Raw genomic sequence first — 20,140 nt, 5'->3', positions numbered from 1 at the left:
ATCTATTATTCATCCTTAGGTTTACTGCTTTAAAAAAATATTTCCTATTATTCTTTTAAAATAAAATGGGGCAGTCTAAAAAGTCAGGTAACTCTAACTTTATAGACAGCCCCAAATTCATATTAATAATTTCTCCAAACCCATTCCTCACTGTTTAGTTCAAAAGGCAATGAGTCTCCTGAAGAGGTAACAAGTTTGGCATTGGTTACATACCAGCCCCTGCCATTATAATAGGTATCGGTTGCATAGCGAAAACGGATATGGGTTGTTCCTGCCGGAATGGAATGTTCTTTTGTTATCCAATCTACGCTTGATCCTGTATAGTTATCTTCTAGTGCTGTCCAAGTTTCACCATCACTCGAAATCTCGACATAACCCATGTCATATCCATTCTCTGTGCGATACCACGTATCAAAGAATAAGGTTGCGTCTTCGTCAAGATTTACTTCTGCAGTCAATGTTTTATTGACATTTCCGCCGTACCCTGAAAACCATGCACCGTTTTTATTAGGAATGGCAACAGGAATTGCATCTGCAACTTGTTGAACAAATGCACGTCTTGCCGGATTGGTGGACACGGTATTTCTTGTAGGATGGACTCGATTCGTTAATAAAATGGCGATTGTATCATTGTTTTGGCTCACCGCAATAGATGTTCCAGTGTAGCCTGTATGCCCGAGAGTAGATGATTCTGTCAGTGCATCCATATACCATATTTGATTGAGTTCCCAGCCTAAACCATGATCATCTCCCGGGAATTCGGGGATTTGATTTTCAACCAATAAATCAACCGTTTCAGGCTGTAAAATTTGCTTATTCCCGTATCTTCCCTCATTCAAATACATGTGTGCGAGTTTGGCAAGGTCTGCTGCCGTAGAAAAAACACCTGCATGACCTGCCACTCCATCCAAAGCCCACGCCTTTTCATCATGAACTTCTCCCCAAACAATCCCACGGCCGGTCCATGGCTGATATTCTGTTGCAGCAATTCGATATTTCAGATCTTCAGGGGGATTGTACATCGTATCTTTCATTCCAAGAGGTTCGGTAATTTCTTCTTTCACAAATACATCTAAGCGTTTGCCAGATAAACGTTCAACCAATATCCCTAATGTAATCATATTAAGGTCACTATAGGTGTATGTACTTCCGGGTTCATTATTGAGCGGATATTCCAGGACGTATTGCAATCTTTCTTCTCTTGTTCCTTCCACATCGGCAACCGGAGCACTTGGCGCGAACCCTGATGTATGTGTCATCAGCTGCTCAATCGTAACTTTCTCCTTTCCGTTGGCCGCAAATTCCGGTATATGTTCAGCAACCGGATCATCGAGTTCGAAATATCCTTCTTCAAATAGAATCATCGCAGCAGTTGTCGTAAAAATTTTGCTGATGGATGCCAAATCAAAAATTGTGTCTTTTTTCATGGGAATTGGATCCTCTGCTTCAGTAAATTCAGCATCTTCGTATTGGTAGGCATATCCATATGCCTCATGCTGAACAATATGGCCGCGTCTTGCAACAAAGGTTACCGCACCAGGCATGACGCCATCCGTGATCATTGTTTCCATGATCGCATCGATTCTTTCAAGCGGCTCTTCTACCATGCCCGCCCCCCTAACTGATCCTGGATGCAATACAGGTGAAAGCGGACCGGGATTACTCCAAGAAAACTTCGGATGGGCTTTTGTCGGTGCTTGCGGTTTTTTCTCCGGAACTTCTATAGATGAATCAAATGTGAGACTGTTCGCATTCACTATGAAAGCAGGATTAAAAAATGTTGTAAAAAGCAGAAAAATAGATAGAGAAATCGTCAGGGTTCTTTTCAAACTTTATCTCCTCCTCTAAATTGTCAGTTTATTTCGAATCTTAATTCTATTAACTTATATTAAAATCGTTGAGTCTATAATCCGTTGGAACCAAAAAGGGATTATTTTATATTACTTTGGCCCTATTAGGGAGCAAAGGCTGGGATTGCAAAATTCGATTATTTTAAAAAAATAGGGTAATCCCATCATTCTTCATCATATAGATGGAAAAAAGAAGGGATCCCCAGACATTCGTTCCTTTAGCACGATTCATTTTGTAAATTATCTGTGAATTACTGGTCAATTTAGAGAGAAAAGTCTACAATAAGAGGTGTAAAGTTCATAAAAAGGAGATGTTTGCCCGCGAACCCATAGCACAGCTTGGTTTTGAAATGGACGACTGCCAGAGTTGCCTTTGGAAAAAGTTCATAAGGAGTGGTTTTTTGAAACCTACAACTGACCGTATGCTGACTCGTATCAAATCTGTTTATATGTTTATTAAAGAAAACGGTACGGTTACCACCCAAGAGCTTGTAGAGGAATTTGATATGACCTCCAGAACCATCCAAAGAGATTTAAATGTTTTAGCCTACAACAACTTAGTGACAAGTCCGAGCCGCGGCAAATGGACAACGACGAGAAAAAAAGTAAGATTAACTTCATGAGAAAATTGACAAGTACATATAACACTTATAGCCAATAGGGACTGCTGTGTTTAAGCAGCAGTCTTTTTATTGCACAGTAGGAAAGCATAAAAATTTTATTGTTGCCTGCTCCGAAGCAACTCTACTTCCTCATCCGTAAGCTCCCGGTATTCCCCTAATTCTAATGTCTCATCCAATTTTAGCTCGCCCATTGAAATTCTTTTCAGATATATGACCCGTTTACCGCGGGTTAAAAACATTCTTTTAACCTGATGAAATTTCCCTTCGGTAATCGTCAATTCAATGTCAGATGTTGGCCCTTTTTTCAAAACCTTTAATATCCCAGGCTTTGTGACATAACCATCATCTAAGGTAACTCCTTCAGCAAAGGCATGGATATCTTCCTCGTCTACTTCACCTTCAATAACAGCAAAGTACGTTTTCGGGACATGTTTTTTCGGAGAGAGCAGCTGATGCGCAAGCTGTCCGTCATTTGTAAGGAGCAAGAGCCCCTCCGTATCTTTGTCTAATCGTCCGACTGGAAACGGCTTTAATACCGCATCCTCCCATTCGAGAAGGTCTATCACGGTCTGATCCTTTACATCCTCTGTTGCGGATATAACACCTGGAGGTTTGTTCATCATTAGGTAGATATATTCTTTATACTCAATTACCTCTCCATGTACGCTAATCGAATCCTCATTCGGGTTTACTTGTTCTTTTCCATCTTTAACAGGAGAACCATTTACTTGAACGGCCCCGTCTTTTAAGAGCTTTTTAACTTCTTTGCGACTTCCATAGCCTAAGTTGGCTAATATTTTATCAATTCGCATTTTTACACCACCCATTTGAAATCAATCTGCCTAATTTGTGTGACAGGGATTACCATCTATTCATAAACTACAATGAATCTAAATTGAGGAGGGTTCCTATGTACAGACAACAGCAGCAGCCTGGTCAATTTGGTCAGTTCCCAGGCGGTCAGTTCCCAGGAGGACAGTTCCCAGGGGGTTTTCCTGGAGGCGGAGGTCAATTTGAGCGTCGTTTGAGTCGGCTTGAACGAGAAGTAGACCGCAAAAATCGTGAAATAGACCGATTAGAACGCCGAGTTGACCGCATTGAACGCAGATTAGGCATTCGCGACGAAGACTATTAAAAAGAGAGCGGTTCTCCTTGATGGAGATTACCGCTTTCTTCTTTCTCTAAAAGTTATTTTAAAATCACCCAAGAACCCTGGCTTTCAGCTTTTGGTATTGACCAGGAAATAGTTTGGCCACAATTCCCAGCTTTAAACTGACTAGCCCATATGCAATCACACCCATGACAACACTTGGGATTAAGATACATAAAGCTTGAAGCATTGTTGTGGGGACAATGAAGGCCTTCAATATAGTATACACTGCCCACACAGCCAGTAACATAAATCCTGTTAAAAGCAAAATCAGAATGGAAACCTTGATTACTTTTTTATACTGAAAGGCAGTTGCCCATTTAATCACAAACAGGTTGATTAAAATCGCAGCTGTATAGCCAAGAGCTGTTGCAACTATAGCACCTTCTGCATCGAGCCACTTGATTAAAGGAATATTTAAACTTAATTTAACCAGCAGCCCGACTAGCAAACTTAATAGTGTATAGCGCTGTTCGTTGATTCCCTGAAGAATTGCTGCAGTAACTGAAAACAAGGCAAACAATATCGCAACAGGTGCGTATGCCTGCAAAATGCCGATCCCTAAAGGGTCATTTTCGTAGAAAAATGTATACATTGGCTCAGCCAACAGCATGAGACCTGCACAGGCAGGAACGGTTAGGAATAATAACACTTGAAACGTTTGATTCAACTGATCATGAAGGGTTTTATATTCCTGTCTTACAAATGACTTAGTAATTACGGGGACTAGTGTTAAAGATAAGGCAATCGCTAATGACACAGGTATCATGACCAGCTTATGGGATGAAAAGTTGAGCGCTGAAAACGCTGCCTCAGCTTCTATACCGCTAAATCCAGCTTCGGCCATCGCTCTATTAAAAGTAAGCTGATCAATAAATTGATAAAGCGGATTGGCAATCCCTACAAGAACAAATGGACCTGCATAGGTTAACAGTTCTTTATACATATCCCATGTTGATAATTGAACCTTTCCTTTACTGCGAACGGAGAGTTTGTCCAAATGGGATTTTCTTCTAAACCAGTACCAGCCAAGCACGGCTAAGCCACCGGTAGCTCCCACAAAAGCGGCAAAGGTTGCAAAATTAACAGCTGTACTTAATTCGCCTTTAAAAATATAAATGACTGCATAAGAGGCTGCTAATAAAAAGACAATCCGGACAATTTGTTCCACAACTTGAGAAACAGCCGATGGCCCCATTGATTCATGCCCCTGAAAAAAGCCTCTAATTAAGCTAAGAAAAGGAACCAGGATCAGAGCAAAGCTGACGGCACGAATAACGCCAATAACTTCAGCTCTTGTTGATAAAAATCCTTCATCGGGAATAATAGAGTCAGCAAGCACTGGTGCTAAGGCAAACAGGATTAGGAAGGTAGCAATACCGGTCAATAGCATTAATACAATTCCAGACCGGAACAATTTCCTTCCGACTTCATATTCTTCCATTGCATTATATTTTGAGATAAACTTAGATACGGCAAGTGGCACTCCAGCTGTTGCAACGCTGATCGCAATTGTATAGGGCACGTATCCGTATTGGTATAAAGCTGTTCCTTCTCTCCCTAAAATAGAGTACATCGGAATAACATAAAATAGGCCTAAAAATTTAGATATAAATGTACCTAAGGTTAAAATAAAGGTACCTCGTATTAGACTTGAAGACATGTTTAATCCTTCCTAATCTTTCGCTTTCTGTCGATTCTTGAATGACACTATCTGTAGTTTACATGTTTTCCAGTTGAATTGACAATTTTCTTTTCTCTTTACATAATGAGCGAAACGGAGGGACGGTTCTTGTGTTTCATTTTTCTTCTGAAACACAAGAACCGTCCCCATGTTTCACCCATGTTTCACCCATATTTCACAAAATACCCGTAGGCAGGTGAATGAATTGATTTATGATTGTATTGTTATTGGCGGCGGACCCTCGGGGTTAATGGCGGCGATTGCTGCTGGAGAAAACGGGGCAAAGGTTTTGCTTTTGGACAAGGGTAATAAATTAGGGCGGAAACTGGCAATTTCTGGCGGCGGCAGATGTAATGTAACCAACAGGCTTCCGATCGACGAAATTGTCAAGCATATACCCGGAAATGGCCGATTTTTATATAGTGCTTTTTCAGTTTTTAATAATGAAGATATAATTGCTTTTTTTGAGAATCTTGGAGTGAAACTTAAAGAAGAAGACCACGGCCGAATGTTTCCAGTCTCTGATAAGGCCCAATCCGTTGTCGATGCTTTACTGAGAAAATTAGATGATCTGAACGTTGAAATCCGGACAAACACACCTGTAATGGATATACACTTTAACATAGAAAACACCCACCAGGTTGAATTAATGGAGGGGGAAAAGCTAAAAGCCTATACAGTTATTATTGCCGTTGGCGGGAAGTCAGTCCCGCATACTGGTTCAACAGGGGATGGCTATCCGTGGGCTGAAAAGGCAGGCCATACCATTACAGACCTTTATCCGACCGAAGTCCCCTTAACCTCCAAAGAAGAGTTTATTGTATCTAAACAACTGCAGGGCTTATCTCTTCGGGACGTTGCTTTAAGCGTTTTAGATCCGAAAGGAAAACCTATTATTACACATAAAATGGATATGATCTTTACTCATTTTGGCATTTCTGGCCCTGCCGTTTTAAGATGCAGCCAATTTGTTGTAAAAGCTATGAAAAAATGGAAGCTAGATGAGGTCACAATGTCTATTGATGCGCTTCCTTACAATAACGCCGAACAGCAATTTCAATCAATGGCGAAACTTCTAAAGGATGAGCCGAAAAAAGCTGTAAAGAATGTGTTAAAAGGAATATTGCCGGAACGGTACTTACAATTTTTATTAGAGCAATCGGGTATAGACCCTAGTGATATCGCGAATCAAATTAGTCATGATAAGCTGCGAAAGTTTGTTCAATTATGTAAAGGATTTACTTTTCGCGTTAATGGGACACTTCCAATTGAAAAGGCATTTGTAACAGGCGGCGGTGTTTCCATAAAAGAAATTGAGCCGAAAGCAATGAAATCAAAGCTCCAAAGCGGACTCTATTTTTGCGGGGAAATCCTCGACATCCACGGCTATACAGGCGGTTATAATATTACATCTGCCTTCGTTACCGGACGGCTTGCCGGATTAAATGCAGCGGAGGAAGCAAGGGAACTTCGTTTGGTCGATCAGGCATGATAAATAACCATCGCTGTAAAACAATAGATTTGATCGCCGGTCGTTTCTGGGAATGCAGAAACACCATATTTAATGTCAATGACATCCGAGCTGTCTAATGTAGCTAAAAAATGATTGATCGCATCCTGTAAGTCTTTTTCATGATCGCAGTCAAATAATTTAACCTGAACCATTTTCGTTTCCCCTTTATTTGTAAAAATCATTATAAGTATGGTCAATTTTACATACTTTTTAAACAATTCGGATTAATAAAAAGAGACTCTCTGCAGCGATATACGTTCGAGAGTCCTTTTTATAGTAATTACTTCTTTAAAATAATTATTAATTGAAACAAACATTTATTTCATTTACAATGTAGGCTAGTTCAATTATTATTTTGTTGTTCTCATAAAGGGAAGTGAAACCATGGCACCAAGTTATCAGCCGGCTATACATTTTAACCATGTTTATCTTTTGATTGATAACAAAGCGATTTTAAAAAATATTACCGGATCCTTTCCCGAAGGTAAAATCATTACGCTTGTAGGGCCTTCGGGTGCGGGAAAATCGACCCTGCTTAAATTATGTAATGGGCTTTTATCCCCTGACAGAGGCGAAATTTATATTCAAGAAAAACTGATTGAGCAGTATGATCCGGTTGAGTTACGCAGGCTTGTAGGAATTGCCTTGCAAAGTGCCCCTATGATTCCGGGGACAGTCCAAGATAATTTAGCCTTGCCCCTTACTCTTCAAGGGAAACAGCTCCCTGATCATCAGGCAAATGAACTCCTGGACGATGTCGGGCTCGATTCCAGTTTTTTATACCGCAATGTCAAGGATTTGTCAGGAGGACAGAGGCAGAAGGTTTCGATTGCACGGACTCTGGTTAATTTGCCGCAAATCTTATTGTTGGATGAAATTACTTCTTCCTTAGATCGGACATCTCAACAGGAGATTGAGGAGCTCATCGTTAAAATAAATCAAAAGTATAACACGACGATCATTTGGATTACCCATAATTTACGGCAGGCGATTACGGTTGGAAACTACACCTGGGTGTTAATGGACGGAGAAATTGTAGAAACCGGGGAAAGCGAATTACTGAAATCCCCTGTCAATGAAAAAGTGAAGAGATTTGTAAAGGGGGAAGGAAATTGACGTATGCTACTTTAGCTATAACCCTGATATTTGTCCTCATCCCTCTTGTACTGTCTAAAACGTTGAAGCTTGGTCTGGAAAAGGATACCATTATTGCAACGATCCGATCGATTATTCAATTACTTGTGATTGGTTATGTCCTTAATTTTGTTTTTGAATCAGATAGTTTGATATATATCTTTTTAATGGTCACGCTTATGATTGTTACTGCAACCCTTAATGCCCGTAAAAAAGGGGCTTCGATTAAAGGGATTACATGGAAAGTTGCAGTTGCCCTGATTTTTGTTGAAATGTTGACACAAAGTATTTTAATTGGCCTTAACATTACACCGCCGAAAGCGCAGTACATTATTTCCATTAGCGGTATGGTGATTGGAAACTCGATGGTTTTGGCAATCTTGTTCCTCAACCGCTTTACAGCAGAGGTTGAGAATCATCGGGACGAAACGGAATTAATTCTATCCCTTGGCGGCACACCGAAACAGGCGATCCATTCGCAACTCATTAATTCTATCAAAGCGAGTATGATTCCTACGATTGAAAGCCAAAAAACTGTGGGACTTGTTCAATTGCCAGGAATGATGAGCGGGCAGATTATTGCCGGAGCTGACCCGATTCAGGCCGTCCAATTTCAATTGCTTATTTTATTCTTACTCCTTACTACGGCAGCTGTGACTAGTATTATTCTTGGATTTTTATCTTATCCAACCTTGTTTAATGAACGGATGCAGATGTTGAGTGGGGAGAAGGGATTAAAAAGGTGGTCATCTTAGGCCACCTTTTTAAAATTTATAATTTAGGCTTTGTTTCACCTTTATATGCAAGCATGCCTCCGACCATATTTCTTACTTTATAGCCTTGGTCTTGGAGAAAATGGCTAACATTTTCACTGCGTCGTCCGGACCGGCAAATTATAATATACTCCTGATTTTTATCGAGTTTGTCTAAGTTGTCCGGGATTTCTCCCATTGGAATATGTACAGCTTCCGGAATCATTCCTTGTGCGACTTCATCATCTTCTCTAACGTCAATAAGATTCAAGGTTTCATCTTCTTCTAAAAGCTTTTTCACTTCATCTGGTGTAATCTGCTTTATTTCTTCCATGATACGCCCTCCAATACTAGGTACTGTTGTCATTATAAACATTTTTCGGTTCAGTTGAAAGTCGGAGCCTCCTTTTAAATAAGGAGGCTCTCTCATTCATACGACACTACCTAATACAATAAGTATTTCTTCCGTACTTGCATAAACTCATTCAATTCGGCTTTCCACTGATTTTCCATCTCTTTTACAGAGACGCCATTTTCAATGGCATCGCGGATCCAGCCGTTTCCAATCAGGTTATCAAAGAAAGAGATTCCTGCACTATTTTCTGCTCTGAATTGAAAGTCATCCGGATACAAATCATGCAACGTTTTAACAATATGAAGTCCGGTTTCAATTGGTTTATATGCATGTTTATTGATCACGTGAATTTGTACCCCATGGCTTAAAACACCGCTATGCTTGGATATAGTCGGCGTAAAGGATGCTGCACGGAAAATAACTCCGGGCAATTCTAATTCATTTAAGGCTGCCGCCAATTCGGTACTATTGACGAAAGGTGCGCCGATCAGCTCGAATGGTTTCGTTGTTCCGCGCCCTTCTGATACGTTTGTACCTTCAATTAAGGCTGCTCCAGGATAGACTAATGCCGTATCAAGCGTAGGCATATTAGGTGAAGGCAAGACAAATTCTAATGGCGTGTCATCATAATACATATTGCGATTCCAGCCTTCCATTTTGACCACTGTTAAATCTGCCCCGATATCAAATTCTTCATTAAACAACTGCGCTAACTCTCCTACAGTCATGCCGTGGCGCAATGGAATTGGATAGTTTCCTACAAAGGATGCATAAGCCGGGTCTAATACAGGCCCTTCAACTTTTTGTCCTCCCAATGGGTTTGGACGATCTAGAACGATAAACTCCTTCCCATTTTCAGCGGCTGCTTCCATTGCATAGGCCATTGTGTAAATGTAGGTATAGAAACGTGTTCCAACATCCTGAATATCGAATAAGAGCACATCGACATTTTCCAGCATATCAGGTGTCGGCTTTCTCGTTTTGCCGTAGAGACTATAAACGGGCAAACCGGTTGTCTCATCGATATAAAATTCTACATATTCGCCAGCTTGCGCATTCCCGCGCACTCCATGCTCTGGTCCGTAAAGGGCTGTCAATTCAACATCTGGATCATTATAAAGCAGGTCTACAATACTATTTAATTGTTGGTCTACTCCGGTCGGATTCGTAATTAACCCAACCCGTTTCCCTTCAATCAGATGTTTTTGTTCCCCCAGTAAAACTTCTACACCTAATTTAAATTCCTGTGGATTTTTTCCGCTGCTATTATGTTCTCCTCTATCTGCAATTGCTGCAGAAAGAGTCGTTAAAAGCATGACTACCATTACAAGCAATACGGCTGTTTTTTTCATTATCTTCACTCCTCACCCATTAGTAGGATAGGCCATGGCCAAACGAATACAGAACACCGCCGTTTTGATCAGGAATTGTGACCGGCAGAAGCCCGGATGGGCTATTTTCACCAAAAAGGGTCGCTGCGGCAGCTTTGAAACTAGCATTTCGATAGCTATACTGGGCTACATACGCATCAATATCCGGGAAGGCCATAATGTCATATGGATTACGAATACCAACACCGATTACTGGTGTATCTGCTTCATCAATGATCTGATTAATCATTTGCATTTGTGAACTGCTTGGTGAGCGGCCACTTACGTTAAAGGTATAAGAGCCAACCACAATGGCGCTTGCTTTCTCTAATTGTGCAAGCTGTGTATCGTTTAATGGTCCAGCTGCCCGAATAAGTTCTGTATTTTCGTGCTTTTCCTTAATAGCATCATAAAGGCTCGTGATATACGTATTTCCTACTACAACGATCTTTTCGTCCTCCGTTACTTGCAGCGGAAGGGACTGATCATTTTTAACAAGTGTAATAGACTTATTAGCAACTTCCGCTTCAACTTGTTTATGTTCAGCTGACCCTACAATTTGTTCTGCATGGGCAACTACCTCTTCTAGTAGAGCAGGAGTCTCAGCTTTAACAATTCCCCTTTTAATTTTTAAGGTTAATATCCGCTTCACCGATTCTTCAATCCGTGATTCGGAAATTTCCCCAGTTTCTGTAGCTTCAAGCAAACCGTCTGCTACCTCTTTAAGGCCAACAGGCATTAAAATAATATCTGTTCCTGCATTCACAGCACGGATGACGGCATCTACAGGACCAAAATGTTCTGTAATCGCCTCCATATTTAAGGCATCCGTTATAATGACTCCTTTATATCCCATTTCCTCACGCATTAGTTCGGTTAATACTTTATAGGAGAGGGTAGCCGGCAATGAAATTTCCGTGCCATCTTTTTCCGAGATAACCTTTGTGCCATCAATTTGCGGGAACGTGACATGTGCCGTCATTATCGCATCAATCCCTGCATCCATCGCCTTCTGGAATGGATAAAGCTCAACTGCCAATAACCTCTCTTTGTCGTGAGGAACTTCTGGCAGGTCTAAGTGGGAGTCAGTGGCTGTATCCCCGTGCCCAGGGAAGTGCTTAGCCGTAGCCGCAATACCAGCCCTCTGCAATCCTTTTGTATAAGCAACTCCTAAATCCGCTACAAGCTCAGGTGACTCTCCAAAAGACCGTACCCCAATAACAGGGTTATCCGGGTTGTTATTGACATCTAAAACAGGGGCTAAATTCATGTTAATGCCTAGTGCATGTAATTCCTCACCAATGACTCTCCCGACATCTTCTGCAAGTTCTGTGGATCTTGTGGCCCCAAGCGCCATGTTGCCTGGCATATCTGTTCCTGATTGCAGACGGGTTACGATCCCGCCTTCCTGATCGATTGCCATGAGTAAGCCATATTTTTCTGATGCTTCTTGGTAGGCAGCCAAGAGTTTAGCAGTTTGTTCTGTTGTTACTACATTTTCACGGAAGAGAATCACACCGCCAAGATGATATTCTTTGATCAACGCTTCGATTTCCGGAATCATTTCCGTTACATCTTGTCCGTTCCACTTTCTAAAATCAGGCATCAGCATTTGACCAATTTTTTCTTGGAGAGTCATGCCATTAATAGCATTTTCGATAATATTATAACGGTCATGCTTTTGTTTAATGACAATCTGGCCGGAATGCTTATCATGATGAACTGCAATTTCATCGGTATACCGTCCATCAGTTACAGTGATAAAGGTGCGCCCGTATTGACCGGTAAAGGATACCACACCGTCCTCATTAACGGTAGCGACGTTTTTATTTTTTGATTTCCATGATAGTTTCTCAGAGACTTCTGTGAAATGACCATCTTCATATATATGAAGGGCATTTAAATCAATTTGATTGCCTATTAATTCAATGGTAGCCTCGGGAACATTTTGAAAAATAATTAAATCCTTGATGCTGTTTTGCTCTTCTGCTTTTACGGTAGTTTTTGAGAAGCTAAAAGGACTTAGGAGCAAACATACCATCGTTACATATATAAACGTTGTTTTAAACCGTCTCCTCATGCGTGTTCCCCCTTATTGTTCTAATAGTTTCTTGTTACCCATCCCTCGCTTGCCAGATTTATCGATACGCTTTGATTGGACGAATCAATTACCTTCATATTGGTAACATACCAGCCGCGATTATTGGTTGAACCATCTGTATCATAATGAAATCGGATATGGGTAGTGCCCGCTGGAATCGGTACCTCTACTGTCTGCCAGCCCACACTGCTCCCGGTATAGACAGATAGAGTTTGCCAGTTTTCCCCGTCATTCGAAACTTCCACAAATCCATAATCCCAATCCTGTTCAATTCGGTACCACGTATCATAGGTGAGGACAGCATCACCTTCAAAATCAACTTCAGCTGTAAGCATTTTGTCTGCTCGATCTCCATAACCAGAGAACCACGCACCTTCTTCAGATGGAATAGAAACCGGAATCGCATCTGCGACAAGCCTTGCGAATTGCCTTCTGGCAGGGTTGGTCGATACGGTTGATCGCGTCGGGTGAACCCGGTTCGTTAGCAGAATCGCAATTGTATCATTGTTTTGATTTATGACTATAGAAGTTCCTGTATATCCAGTATGGCCAAGAGTAGATGCTTCGGATAAGCCATCCATATACCAGCCTTGGGCAAGTTCCCATCCTAAGCCATGATCATCACCAGGAAATTCAGGGATTTGATTTTCCGATAATAATTTAATAGTTTCAGGTTTTAGAATTTGTTTGCTCCCATACGTTCCATCATTTAAAAACATATGGGCAAAAATCGCTAAATCCTGAGCTGTTGAAAAAACGCCCGCATGTCCGGCAACACCATCCAAAGACCATGCATTTTCATCATGGACCTCTCCCCAAACCAAACCGCGATTGGTCCATGGCTGATATTCGGTTGCTGCGATACGGTGTTTTAATGCTTCAGACGGGTTATACATGGTATCCTTCATGCCAAGCGGTTCTGTAATCTGTTCCCGAACAAATTCATCTAATCGCTGACCAGATAATCGTTCGACTAAAGCCCCTAATGTAATCATGTTTAAATCACTGTACGTGTAAGCGGATCCAGGATCATTTGCTAATGGATACTGGAAAACATATTGTAGTCTGTCTTCACGAGATTCACCGATCGTATATAAAGGAACCCAAGCAGTAAATCCTGAAGTATGGGTCATCAGCTGTCTAATAGTTACATCCTCTTTGCCGTTTGCTGCAAATTCAGGAATATATGCCGCAACGGGGTCATCTAACTCGAACAATCCATCTTCATAAAGAATCATAGCGGCCGTAGTCGTAAAAATTTTACTAATAGAAGCAAGGTCAAAAATAGTGTCCTTTTGCATAGTAATCGGATCTTCAGCTGGGGTTTTTGCATCGTCTGCATATAAATAGCTATGACCATACGCTTCATGCTGTACGATATGGCCACGTCTTGCGACAAACGTAACAGCACCAGGCATAACTCCTTCTTGGATTAGAGATTCCATTGCAGTATCAATTTCCTTTAGAGGCTGTTCCACCATTCCAGCGCCTTGGATGGAACCCAGATGTAAAACAGGGGAGGATGGTGCTTGATTGTCCCATGAAAATTTCGGGTGCACCTTTTTTGTCACTGTATTTTTCTCTTGTTTTTCAATCGATGGTTCAGGAATTTGTACTTCTCCATTCACTGGAAGAACGATTCCAAAAAGCATGGTTGCAGATAAAAGCAAAGATACTGTTACATACGTGACCTTCGACTTTTTTTCCTTCATACGATTCCCCCTTAGAAATTAATATTTTTCATAGATTTTTTAGAAAATAATGAATTCTATGAAAAATTTGGCATTCCAATTAAAAGATACAAATAACAAGAAAACCTGTCTATGGAACATTAGGTCTAATCGTTTAGAAAACAGGGCAGAAACTATTACTTTAGTAGAGGGGCTAAAGTAATATTCTTCATAGAGAAAAAAAGAACCTTGGATTAGATTTTCCAAGGTTCTAACTGTTATGACCAGCACAGAGTAAAATGTTAAATTAATTAGCCACGATGTTAACAAGTTTTCCGGGTACAGCAATGACTTTTCGAATCGTCTTTCCTTCAAGCTGAGCCTGAACTTTCTCATCAGATCTGGCAAGCTCTTCAAGTTTTATTTTATCTGTATCACGGGGAACTACAATTTTAGATTTAACTTTACCATTAATTTGAATAACCACTTCAATCTCGTTTTCAATGAGCTTAGACTCATCATACGTTGGCCATTCTTCATACGTAATGGTATCGGTTCCTCCGAGTTTTTCCCATAGCTCTTCAGCAATATGCGGACAAATTGGGGAAAGGAGTTTGACAAATCCCTTCATATATTCGATTGGAAGCTGATCGGCTTTGTAGGCTTCATTAACAAATACCATCATTTGTGAAATCGCCGTATTAAAATGAAGAATTTCAAAATCCTCCGTTACCTTTTTCACCGTTTGGTGGTACACTCTTTCAAGCTGAGAGGATGACTGATCTGTAATTTTTTCATTGAGTGTGCCATTATCGCTCACGTAAAGCCGCCATACGCGGTCAAGGAATCTTCTTGCCCCATCAAGACCAGTTGTAGACCATGCGATTGAAGCATCAAGAGGTCCCATAAACATTTCATACAATCTGAGTGTGTCTGCCCCATGAGTCGTTACGATTTCATCAGGATTGACAACATTTCCTTTTGACTTACTCATTTTTTCATTGTTTTCCCCAAGAATCATCCCCTGGTTAAACAGCTTCTGGAACGGCTCTTTTGTTGGAACAACACCGATATCATAAAGGAACTTATGCCAGAAACGAGCATAAAGCAGGTGAAGAACGGCGTGCTCAGCCCCTCCAATATAAAGGTCAACCGGAAGCCAGTGTTTTAGTTTTTCCGGATCAGCGAATTCCTGATTATTGTGCGGATCGATAAATCTTAGGAAATACCAGCAGCTTCCTGCCCATTGTGGCATGGTATTCGTTTCTCTGCGGCCTTTCTTTCCTGTTTCCGGATCAATAACATTGACCCACTCCTCAATATTAGCAAGCGGTGACTCGCCAGTTCCTGATGGCTTTATTTCATCTGTTTTAGGAAGAAGCAGCGGAAGCTCTTCTACTGGAACAGTTGTGGAAGTGCCATCTTCCCAATGGATAATTGGAATTGGTTCACCCCAATAACGCTGCCTGCTGAAAAGCCAGTCTCTAAGGCGATACGTGACCTTTCTTTCGCCGACGCCCTTTTCCTCCAGCCAGTCAATCATTTTTGCGATGGCTTCCGCTTTTCCTAGGCCATTCAAGAAGCCCGAATTGACATGTTCTCCATCACCCGTATAGGCTTCTTTGGTGATATCTCCGCCAGCAACTACTTCCTTAATCGGCAGATCAAATTTTTTTGCAAACTCATAGTCTCTTTCATCATGGGCAGGTACCGCCATGATGGCTCCTGTTCCATAACTCATTAGGACATAATCAGCGATCCAGATTGGCATTTTCTCGTCATTTACAGGATTAACTGCATAAGCACCTGTAAATACGCCAGTTTTATCTTTCGCCAAGTCTGTTCTTTCAAGGTCACTCTTGCTTTGAATTTCCTTCAGGTAGGCCTCTACTTTTTCCTTTTGTTCAGGTGTTGTAATTTTTTCAACCAAAGGATGTTCTGGAGCTAGTACCGCATAGGTAGCTCCGTATAGAGTGTCTGGTCTTGTTGTAAAAACAGTAAAAGATTCGTCAGTTTGAGCAATATCAAATGTAATTTGGGCACCTTCTGATCGGCCAATCCAATTGCGCTGCATATCTTTTAGGCTCTCTGGCCAATCAAGCTCTTCCAGATCCTCCAGCAGACGATCCGCATAGGCAGTTATTCTAAGTACCCATTGTCTCATTGGCTTCCGGATAACCGGATGGCCGCCCCGCTCACTTTTTCCGTCAATTACTTCTTCATTGGCCAGGACTGTTCCGAGAGCTGGACACCAGTTAACAGGAACTTCATCGACATAGGCCAGCCCTTTTTCATAAAGCTTTGTAAAAATCCATTGTGTCCATTTGTAATAGTTCGGATCAGTTGTATTGACTTCTCGATCCCAATCATATGAAAATCCTAGAGATTTAATTTGGCGCTTAAACGTTTCAATATTCTTCTGGGTAAATTCAGCAGGGTCATTTCCTGTATCAAGCGCATATTGTTCTGCCGGAAGACCAAATGCATCCCAGCCCATTGGATGCAGAACATTATAGCCTTGCATCCGTTTCATACGGGCGACAATATCTGTTGCTGTATATCCTTCTGGATGCCCGACATGCAGACCTGCTCCTGACGGATACGGAAACATATCGAGTGCATAAAATTTCTTTTTTCCAATGTCATCGTATGTTTTAAAGGTTTTATTTTTCTCCCAATATGTCTGCCACTTCTTTTCAATTTCCTGATGATGAAAACTCATGACTCTTCCTCCACTCTCATTTCTAAATAAAAAATCCTCACATCCCAGTATTGGGACGAGAGGATGTATGTATACTCCCGCGGTACCACCCACGTTAGTGCTCTTCAAACTTTTAGCACTCGCTTCATTCATCATTAACGCAGATTCACGACAGGCATTACTTTTGCTTCATACCTATAGCTCCAAGGCGAGTTCACTTTCGTCCCGGCTGACTTGCACCACCCGTCAGCTCTCTTTAAATCGGGTTTTCAAAAGCTACTACTCCTTATCGACGCTTTAAATGTTAAATTTGTCTATTATTGTATGTAAAAGAAACAAAATTTGCAAGTATTTCTTGCTTTTTTGCTTCTTAATTAGGCTTGTGCATTTATACTGGCACTCGATACGTCCGTTTTTTTCAAATTCCGGTCATATATTAAGGTTGTAACGATGCTAATGATACAGAGAACCCCTAAAGCAATAAATAAAGCGTTCATCCCAAATTGATCGACCATGATGCCTCCGAATAATGGCCCTAGCATCCTGCCGCATGTCGCTGTACTGTTGACGATTCCCTGATATAATCCTTCTCTCCCCTTCGGAGCGAGACTTTGGGCAATCGTGGGAACGGCTGGCCAAACCAGCATTTCGCCCACTGTCAAGATAACCATTGCCGTTAAAAAACCGGCATAATCATCGGCTGTGCCAACAACTGAAAATGAAATAATAAAGATAAGAATTCCGACAATAATCTGCAGCTTAATGGACCTCATAACTTTCACCGCAATCGAGACAAGCGGCTGTGCTAAGACGATTAAGGCACCGTTAATGGTCCATAAAAGACTATATTGTTCCAAACTAATCGAAAGCTCCTGAGTATAAGTGGCAATCGTGGACTGCCATTGGACATAGCCAACCCAGCAAAGCATGTAACCGGTACATAATATCAATAAGGCCGTGAGCTTCGTATAATTTTTTACCTGACCAGCCTGTTTTATAACCGACGTCGAAATTTCACCTGAAACATGAATCGTGCGATATCCGAAAACAGCAATCAAAAAGAAAATCGTAAATAATATCGCATTGGCCATAAAGGTTAAATCAAAGCTGTACGCTGCCACAAATCCGCCTAGGGCAGAACCAATCGCAACTCCTAAGTTAGATGCAACATAAAGTGCATTAAACGATTTCCTTCCGCCCTCTGGCCAAACAGAGCCAGCCATTGCATACATCGCCGGAACAATAATGCCGGACCCAAACCCAAGAATAATCAATAAATAGACATAATGCGGCCAGCCATGCATAAAAAATAGCCCGAGGGCAGCAAAAAAGCTAATACAAATCCCCAAAAGCATCGAGCGGTAACCGCCTAATTTATCAAATATCGTGCCCCCAACCAAATTCCCCAGAACACTTGCAGCCTGATTTAAAAGCAGCACCACTCCGGCAACCGTTAAAGTTTTCCCCAAATGTTCATGTATATATATTGCATTGAGCGGCCAGAGGAATGAACTTCCCGTAATATTTACCGCCATCCCAATTACTAAAAGCCAAATTGAACGAGGCACTTTTAATCCGCCCCTCTCCCAAAATTTCGAACACCTAAATAATTGTATGAGTTTTTATCAATCCCAGCAATAGATAAAGGTTGCATAATATAAATTTTAATTTTTCAAATAATGGAGTCTGTGGAAGGAGTTTTGTGAACACGTATTTAATATTATTTAGGATTAGACATTACAGAAAGGATGTAGACTGTGCCTTACAAACGCCGTACTGAAACTTCTGAATTACAAATTTTGAGTTTTTTAAACAGCCGAATGAGTTTTTCTGAGAAAGAAAAGCAAATTTATTACTATCTGAAAAAGGGTTTCGAAGGAGAAGTATTGTTTGATTCATTAACGGAAAAGCTTCAGTGTGACTGCATTATTATTAATGATTTACTGCTTAAACTGAATAACACAACGTTCCAGATTGACTGCATCATCATAACCGGAGAAAATATTCATTTTTTTGAAGTGAAAAATTATGATGGAGATTATTATTACGAAGCGGGAAGATTTTACAAGAAACCAAAATCTGAAGTTGCTGATCCTCTGAATCAATTGAGCAGAACCGAATCCCTTTTCCGCCAATTTCTTCAAAACCTCGGGTTTAATATCCCCATTAATGCCTTCGTTGTATTTATCAACCCAGAATTCACCCTGTTTCAGGCACCTCTCAACAAACCGCTGATTTTACCTACACAAATTAACCGCTATCTTAATAAAGTTAATTCAACGGCTACTAAGTTAAATCAAAAACACAAGACCCTAGCAAATAAATTAGTTTCACAGCATATAGAAGACTCCCCCTATACCCAGCTTCCCTCTTTTCATTACGAGCAATTGCAAAAAGGGATTATTTGTAATAAGTGCCGTTGTATTTCTGTTTCTGTTAAAGGGCGGGCTTGTCTTTGCGAAAGTTGTGGACATAAAGAACCGGTCTCAGATGCAGTAATGCGAAGTATAAAAGAATTTAAACTTCTCTTTCCAAATAAAAAAATTACGACTAATATAATTCATGATTGGTGTAAAGTGGTGGGATCTAAGAAGAGGATCAGCCGGATTTTGGCAAGAAACTTTAGAACAGTGGGAGTACGTCAATGGACTTATTATGAATAAAAAGCCATGCAGTTAAAAGCTTAGGTTGAAACACTTTACCTATTTGTCCTTCATATTTTATGAAGGGCTTTTTTGTCATTTTGAATATCCGCAAGATAATGGACATTTCGCAGCCAATCCAGCCTTCTTTTGTCCTTGATCCCTCGGATGACGGACATTTCCCTATTGATTTTCCTTTCTTTTGTCTTTCATAACCGCCATGATGGACATTTTGCAAACGCGCCAGCTATCTTTTGTCCTTCATTTCCTGTATGACGGACATTTCACCATTCATTTTCCTCTCTTTTGTCTTTCATAACCGCCATGATGGACATTTCGCAACCGTCCCCGTCCCAATTTGTCTATCACCACCAACTTAACGGCACACTGCCGCAACCCTACCCTACAAAAAAAGCCACTACCCCAAGGTAGCAGCTTTTGTTTATTTGGAATAATCAGGCTGGCCTTTTTTCGCATTTCGTTTTAGTGCTTTGACAACTTGATCGTCTTGCGCAAACTCTGCTTCCATATTATTAACGCCATTGTTTGTCTTTTGTTCTGGGTTGTTTTGCTTAGAACGTTTTTTCATCGTTCT

General features: G+C 40.9%; 17 protein-coding genes and 1 other annotated feature. Of the genes, 6 read left to right on the top strand and 11 right to left on the bottom strand.

Features of this window, described 5'->3' with window-relative positions; translation table 11 throughout:
- Positions 1-122 precede the first annotated feature (122 nt).
- Positions 123-1,829 (bottom strand): serine hydrolase, encoded by a 1,707-nt coding sequence (locus tag MLE14_RS09305; protein ID WP_279326805.1) that lies wholly within the window; start codon positions 1,827-1,829, stop codon positions 123-125.
- Positions 1,830-2,251: 422 nt separating this feature from the next.
- Here MLE14_RS09305 and MLE14_RS09300 point away from each other — a divergent pair, with 422 nt between their 5' ends.
- A complete protein-coding gene (locus MLE14_RS09300) occupies positions 2,252-2,473 on the top strand; it encodes a DeoR family transcriptional regulator (RefSeq protein WP_243298092.1) in 222 nt (73 codons plus the stop codon).
- A 95-nt stretch (positions 2,474-2,568) separates the two neighbouring features.
- Here MLE14_RS09300 and MLE14_RS09295 read toward each other — a convergent pair whose 3' ends face one another.
- Positions 2,569-3,285, bottom strand: a complete 717-nt coding sequence (locus MLE14_RS09295; RefSeq protein ID WP_243298091.1) for a pseudouridine synthase — start codon at positions 3,283-3,285, stop codon at positions 2,569-2,571.
- Positions 3,286-3,383: 98 nt separating this feature from the next.
- Between MLE14_RS09295 and MLE14_RS09290 the strand changes: the two genes are divergently transcribed.
- On the top strand, positions 3,384-3,608 hold the full coding sequence (locus MLE14_RS09290; protein WP_243298090.1) for a hypothetical protein: 225 nt from the start codon (positions 3,384-3,386) through the stop codon (positions 3,606-3,608).
- Between the two features lie 64 nt (positions 3,609-3,672).
- Here MLE14_RS09290 and MLE14_RS09285 read toward each other — a convergent pair whose 3' ends face one another.
- Positions 3,673-5,286: a putative polysaccharide biosynthesis protein gene (locus tag MLE14_RS09285; protein WP_243298089.1), complete on the bottom strand. Its 1,614-nt coding sequence runs from the start codon at positions 5,284-5,286 to the stop codon at positions 3,673-3,675.
- A 226-nt stretch (positions 5,287-5,512) separates the two neighbouring features.
- Between MLE14_RS09285 and MLE14_RS09280 the strand changes: the two genes are divergently transcribed.
- Complete coding sequence (locus MLE14_RS09280; protein WP_243298088.1) at positions 5,513-6,799, top strand: BaiN/RdsA family NAD(P)/FAD-dependent oxidoreductase; 1,287 nt, start codon at positions 5,513-5,515, stop codon at positions 6,797-6,799.
- Here the strand turns inward: MLE14_RS09280 and MLE14_RS09275 are convergent.
- On the bottom strand, positions 6,790-6,972 hold the full coding sequence (locus MLE14_RS09275) for a sporulation protein Cse60 (RefSeq protein WP_243298087.1): 183 nt from the start codon (positions 6,970-6,972) through the stop codon (positions 6,790-6,792). The two genes, MLE14_RS09280 and MLE14_RS09275, sit on opposite strands and share 10 nt — an antisense overlap.
- Positions 6,973-7,204: 232 nt before the next feature.
- On the opposite strand from MLE14_RS09275, the gene MLE14_RS09270 reads away from it, so the two are divergent.
- Positions 7,205-7,936, top strand: coding sequence for an ABC transporter ATP-binding protein (locus MLE14_RS09270; RefSeq protein ID WP_243298086.1), 732 nt, complete (start codon positions 7,205-7,207; stop codon positions 7,934-7,936).
- Positions 7,933-8,709 carry an ABC transporter permease gene (locus MLE14_RS09265; RefSeq protein WP_243298085.1) on the top strand — a complete coding sequence of 259 codons (777 nt, stop codon included), beginning with the start codon at positions 7,933-7,935 and terminating at the stop codon, positions 8,707-8,709. Before MLE14_RS09270 ends, MLE14_RS09265 begins: the two co-directional genes overlap by 4 nt.
- 16 nt (positions 8,710-8,725) lie before the next feature.
- On the opposite strand, the gene MLE14_RS09260 is transcribed toward MLE14_RS09265, so the two are convergent.
- The 6 genes from MLE14_RS09260 to MLE14_RS09235 all read right to left on the bottom strand — a co-directional run bounded on the left by MLE14_RS09260 (position 8,726) and on the right by MLE14_RS09235 (position 18,471).
- A complete protein-coding gene (locus tag MLE14_RS09260; protein ID WP_243298084.1) occupies positions 8,726-9,040 on the bottom strand; it encodes a rhodanese-like domain-containing protein in 315 nt (104 codons plus the stop codon).
- A gap of 110 nt (positions 9,041-9,150) precedes the next feature.
- Positions 9,151-10,413 carry an exo-beta-N-acetylmuramidase NamZ family protein gene (locus MLE14_RS09255; RefSeq protein ID WP_243298083.1) on the bottom strand — a complete coding sequence of 421 codons (1,263 nt, stop codon included), beginning with the start codon at positions 10,411-10,413 and terminating at the stop codon, positions 9,151-9,153.
- Between the two features lie 19 nt (positions 10,414-10,432).
- The gene (gene nagZ / locus MLE14_RS09250) at positions 10,433-12,511 is read right to left on the bottom strand and encodes a beta-N-acetylhexosaminidase (RefSeq protein WP_390628566.1); all 2,079 of its coding nucleotides are present in this window, start codon (positions 12,509-12,511) and stop codon (positions 10,433-10,435) included.
- 20 nt (positions 12,512-12,531) lie between these two features.
- Complete coding sequence (locus tag MLE14_RS09245; protein WP_243298082.1) at positions 12,532-14,244, bottom strand: serine hydrolase domain-containing protein; 1,713 nt, start codon at positions 14,242-14,244, stop codon at positions 12,532-12,534.
- Between the two features lie 265 nt (positions 14,245-14,509).
- The gene (leuS, locus tag MLE14_RS09240) at positions 14,510-16,924 is read right to left on the bottom strand and encodes a leucine--tRNA ligase (protein WP_243298081.1); all 2,415 of its coding nucleotides are present in this window, start codon (positions 16,922-16,924) and stop codon (positions 14,510-14,512) included.
- Positions 16,925-16,972: 48 nt separating this feature from the next.
- Positions 16,973-17,205: a binding site (T-box leader), on the bottom strand.
- 72 nt (positions 17,206-17,277) lie between these two features.
- Positions 17,278-18,471 (bottom strand): MDR family MFS transporter, encoded by a 1,194-nt coding sequence (locus MLE14_RS09235; RefSeq protein WP_243298080.1) that lies wholly within the window; start codon positions 18,469-18,471, stop codon positions 17,278-17,280.
- 189 nt (positions 18,472-18,660) lie between these two features.
- Between MLE14_RS09235 and MLE14_RS09230 the strand changes: the two genes are divergently transcribed.
- Entirely contained in the window at positions 18,661-19,566 is a 906-nt protein-coding gene (locus tag MLE14_RS09230) for a nuclease-related domain-containing protein (RefSeq protein WP_243298079.1), read from the top strand.
- A gap of 421 nt (positions 19,567-19,987) precedes the next feature.
- On the opposite strand, the gene MLE14_RS09225 is transcribed toward MLE14_RS09230, so the two are convergent.
- Complete coding sequence (locus tag MLE14_RS09225; protein ID WP_243298078.1) at positions 19,988-20,134, bottom strand: glycogen biosynthesis protein GlgD; 147 nt, start codon at positions 20,132-20,134, stop codon at positions 19,988-19,990.
- Positions 20,135-20,140 lie beyond the last annotated feature (6 nt).

The sequence above is a fragment of the Bacillus litorisediminis genome, assembly GCF_022808645.1.
Lineage (GTDB): Bacteria > Bacillota > Bacilli > Bacillales > JC228 > Bacillus_BF > Bacillus_BF litorisediminis.
The sequence above is the reverse complement of the archived record's forward strand: the minus strand, read 5'-3'. Positions and strand labels throughout refer to the sequence as shown.

Coding starts and splice junctions, on each gene's coding strand:
- leuS (WP_243298081.1), bottom strand. CDS start 16,924: ATGAGTTTTCATCATCAGGAAATTGAAAAGAAGTGGCAGACATATTGG.
- MLE14_RS09270 (WP_243298086.1), top strand. CDS start 7,205: ATGGCACCAAGTTATCAGCCGGCTATACATTTTAACCATGTTTATCTT.
- MLE14_RS09245 (WP_243298082.1), bottom strand. CDS start 14,244: ATGAAGGAAAAAAAGTCGAAGGTCACGTATGTAACAGTATCTTTGCTT.
- nagZ (WP_390628566.1), bottom strand. CDS start 12,511: ATGAGGAGACGGTTTAAAACAACGTTTATATATGTAACGATGGTATGT.
- MLE14_RS09290 (WP_243298090.1), top strand. CDS start 3,384: ATGTACAGACAACAGCAGCAGCCTGGTCAATTTGGTCAGTTCCCAGGC.
- MLE14_RS09260 (WP_243298084.1), bottom strand. CDS start 9,040: ATGGAAGAAATAAAGCAGATTACACCAGATGAAGTGAAAAAGCTTTTA.
- MLE14_RS09275 (WP_243298087.1), bottom strand. CDS start 6,972: ATGGTTCAGGTTAAATTATTTGACTGCGATCATGAAAAAGACTTACAG.
- MLE14_RS09295 (WP_243298091.1), bottom strand. CDS start 3,285: ATGCGAATTGATAAAATATTAGCCAACTTAGGCTATGGAAGTCGCAAA.
- MLE14_RS09255 (WP_243298083.1), bottom strand. CDS start 10,413: ATGAAAAAAACAGCCGTATTGCTTGTAATGGTAGTCATGCTTTTAACG.
- MLE14_RS09225 (WP_243298078.1), bottom strand. CDS start 20,134: ATGAAAAAACGTTCTAAGCAAAACAACCCAGAACAAAAGACAAACAAT.
- MLE14_RS09285 (WP_243298089.1), bottom strand. CDS start 5,286: ATGTCTTCAAGTCTAATACGAGGTACCTTTATTTTAACCTTAGGTACA.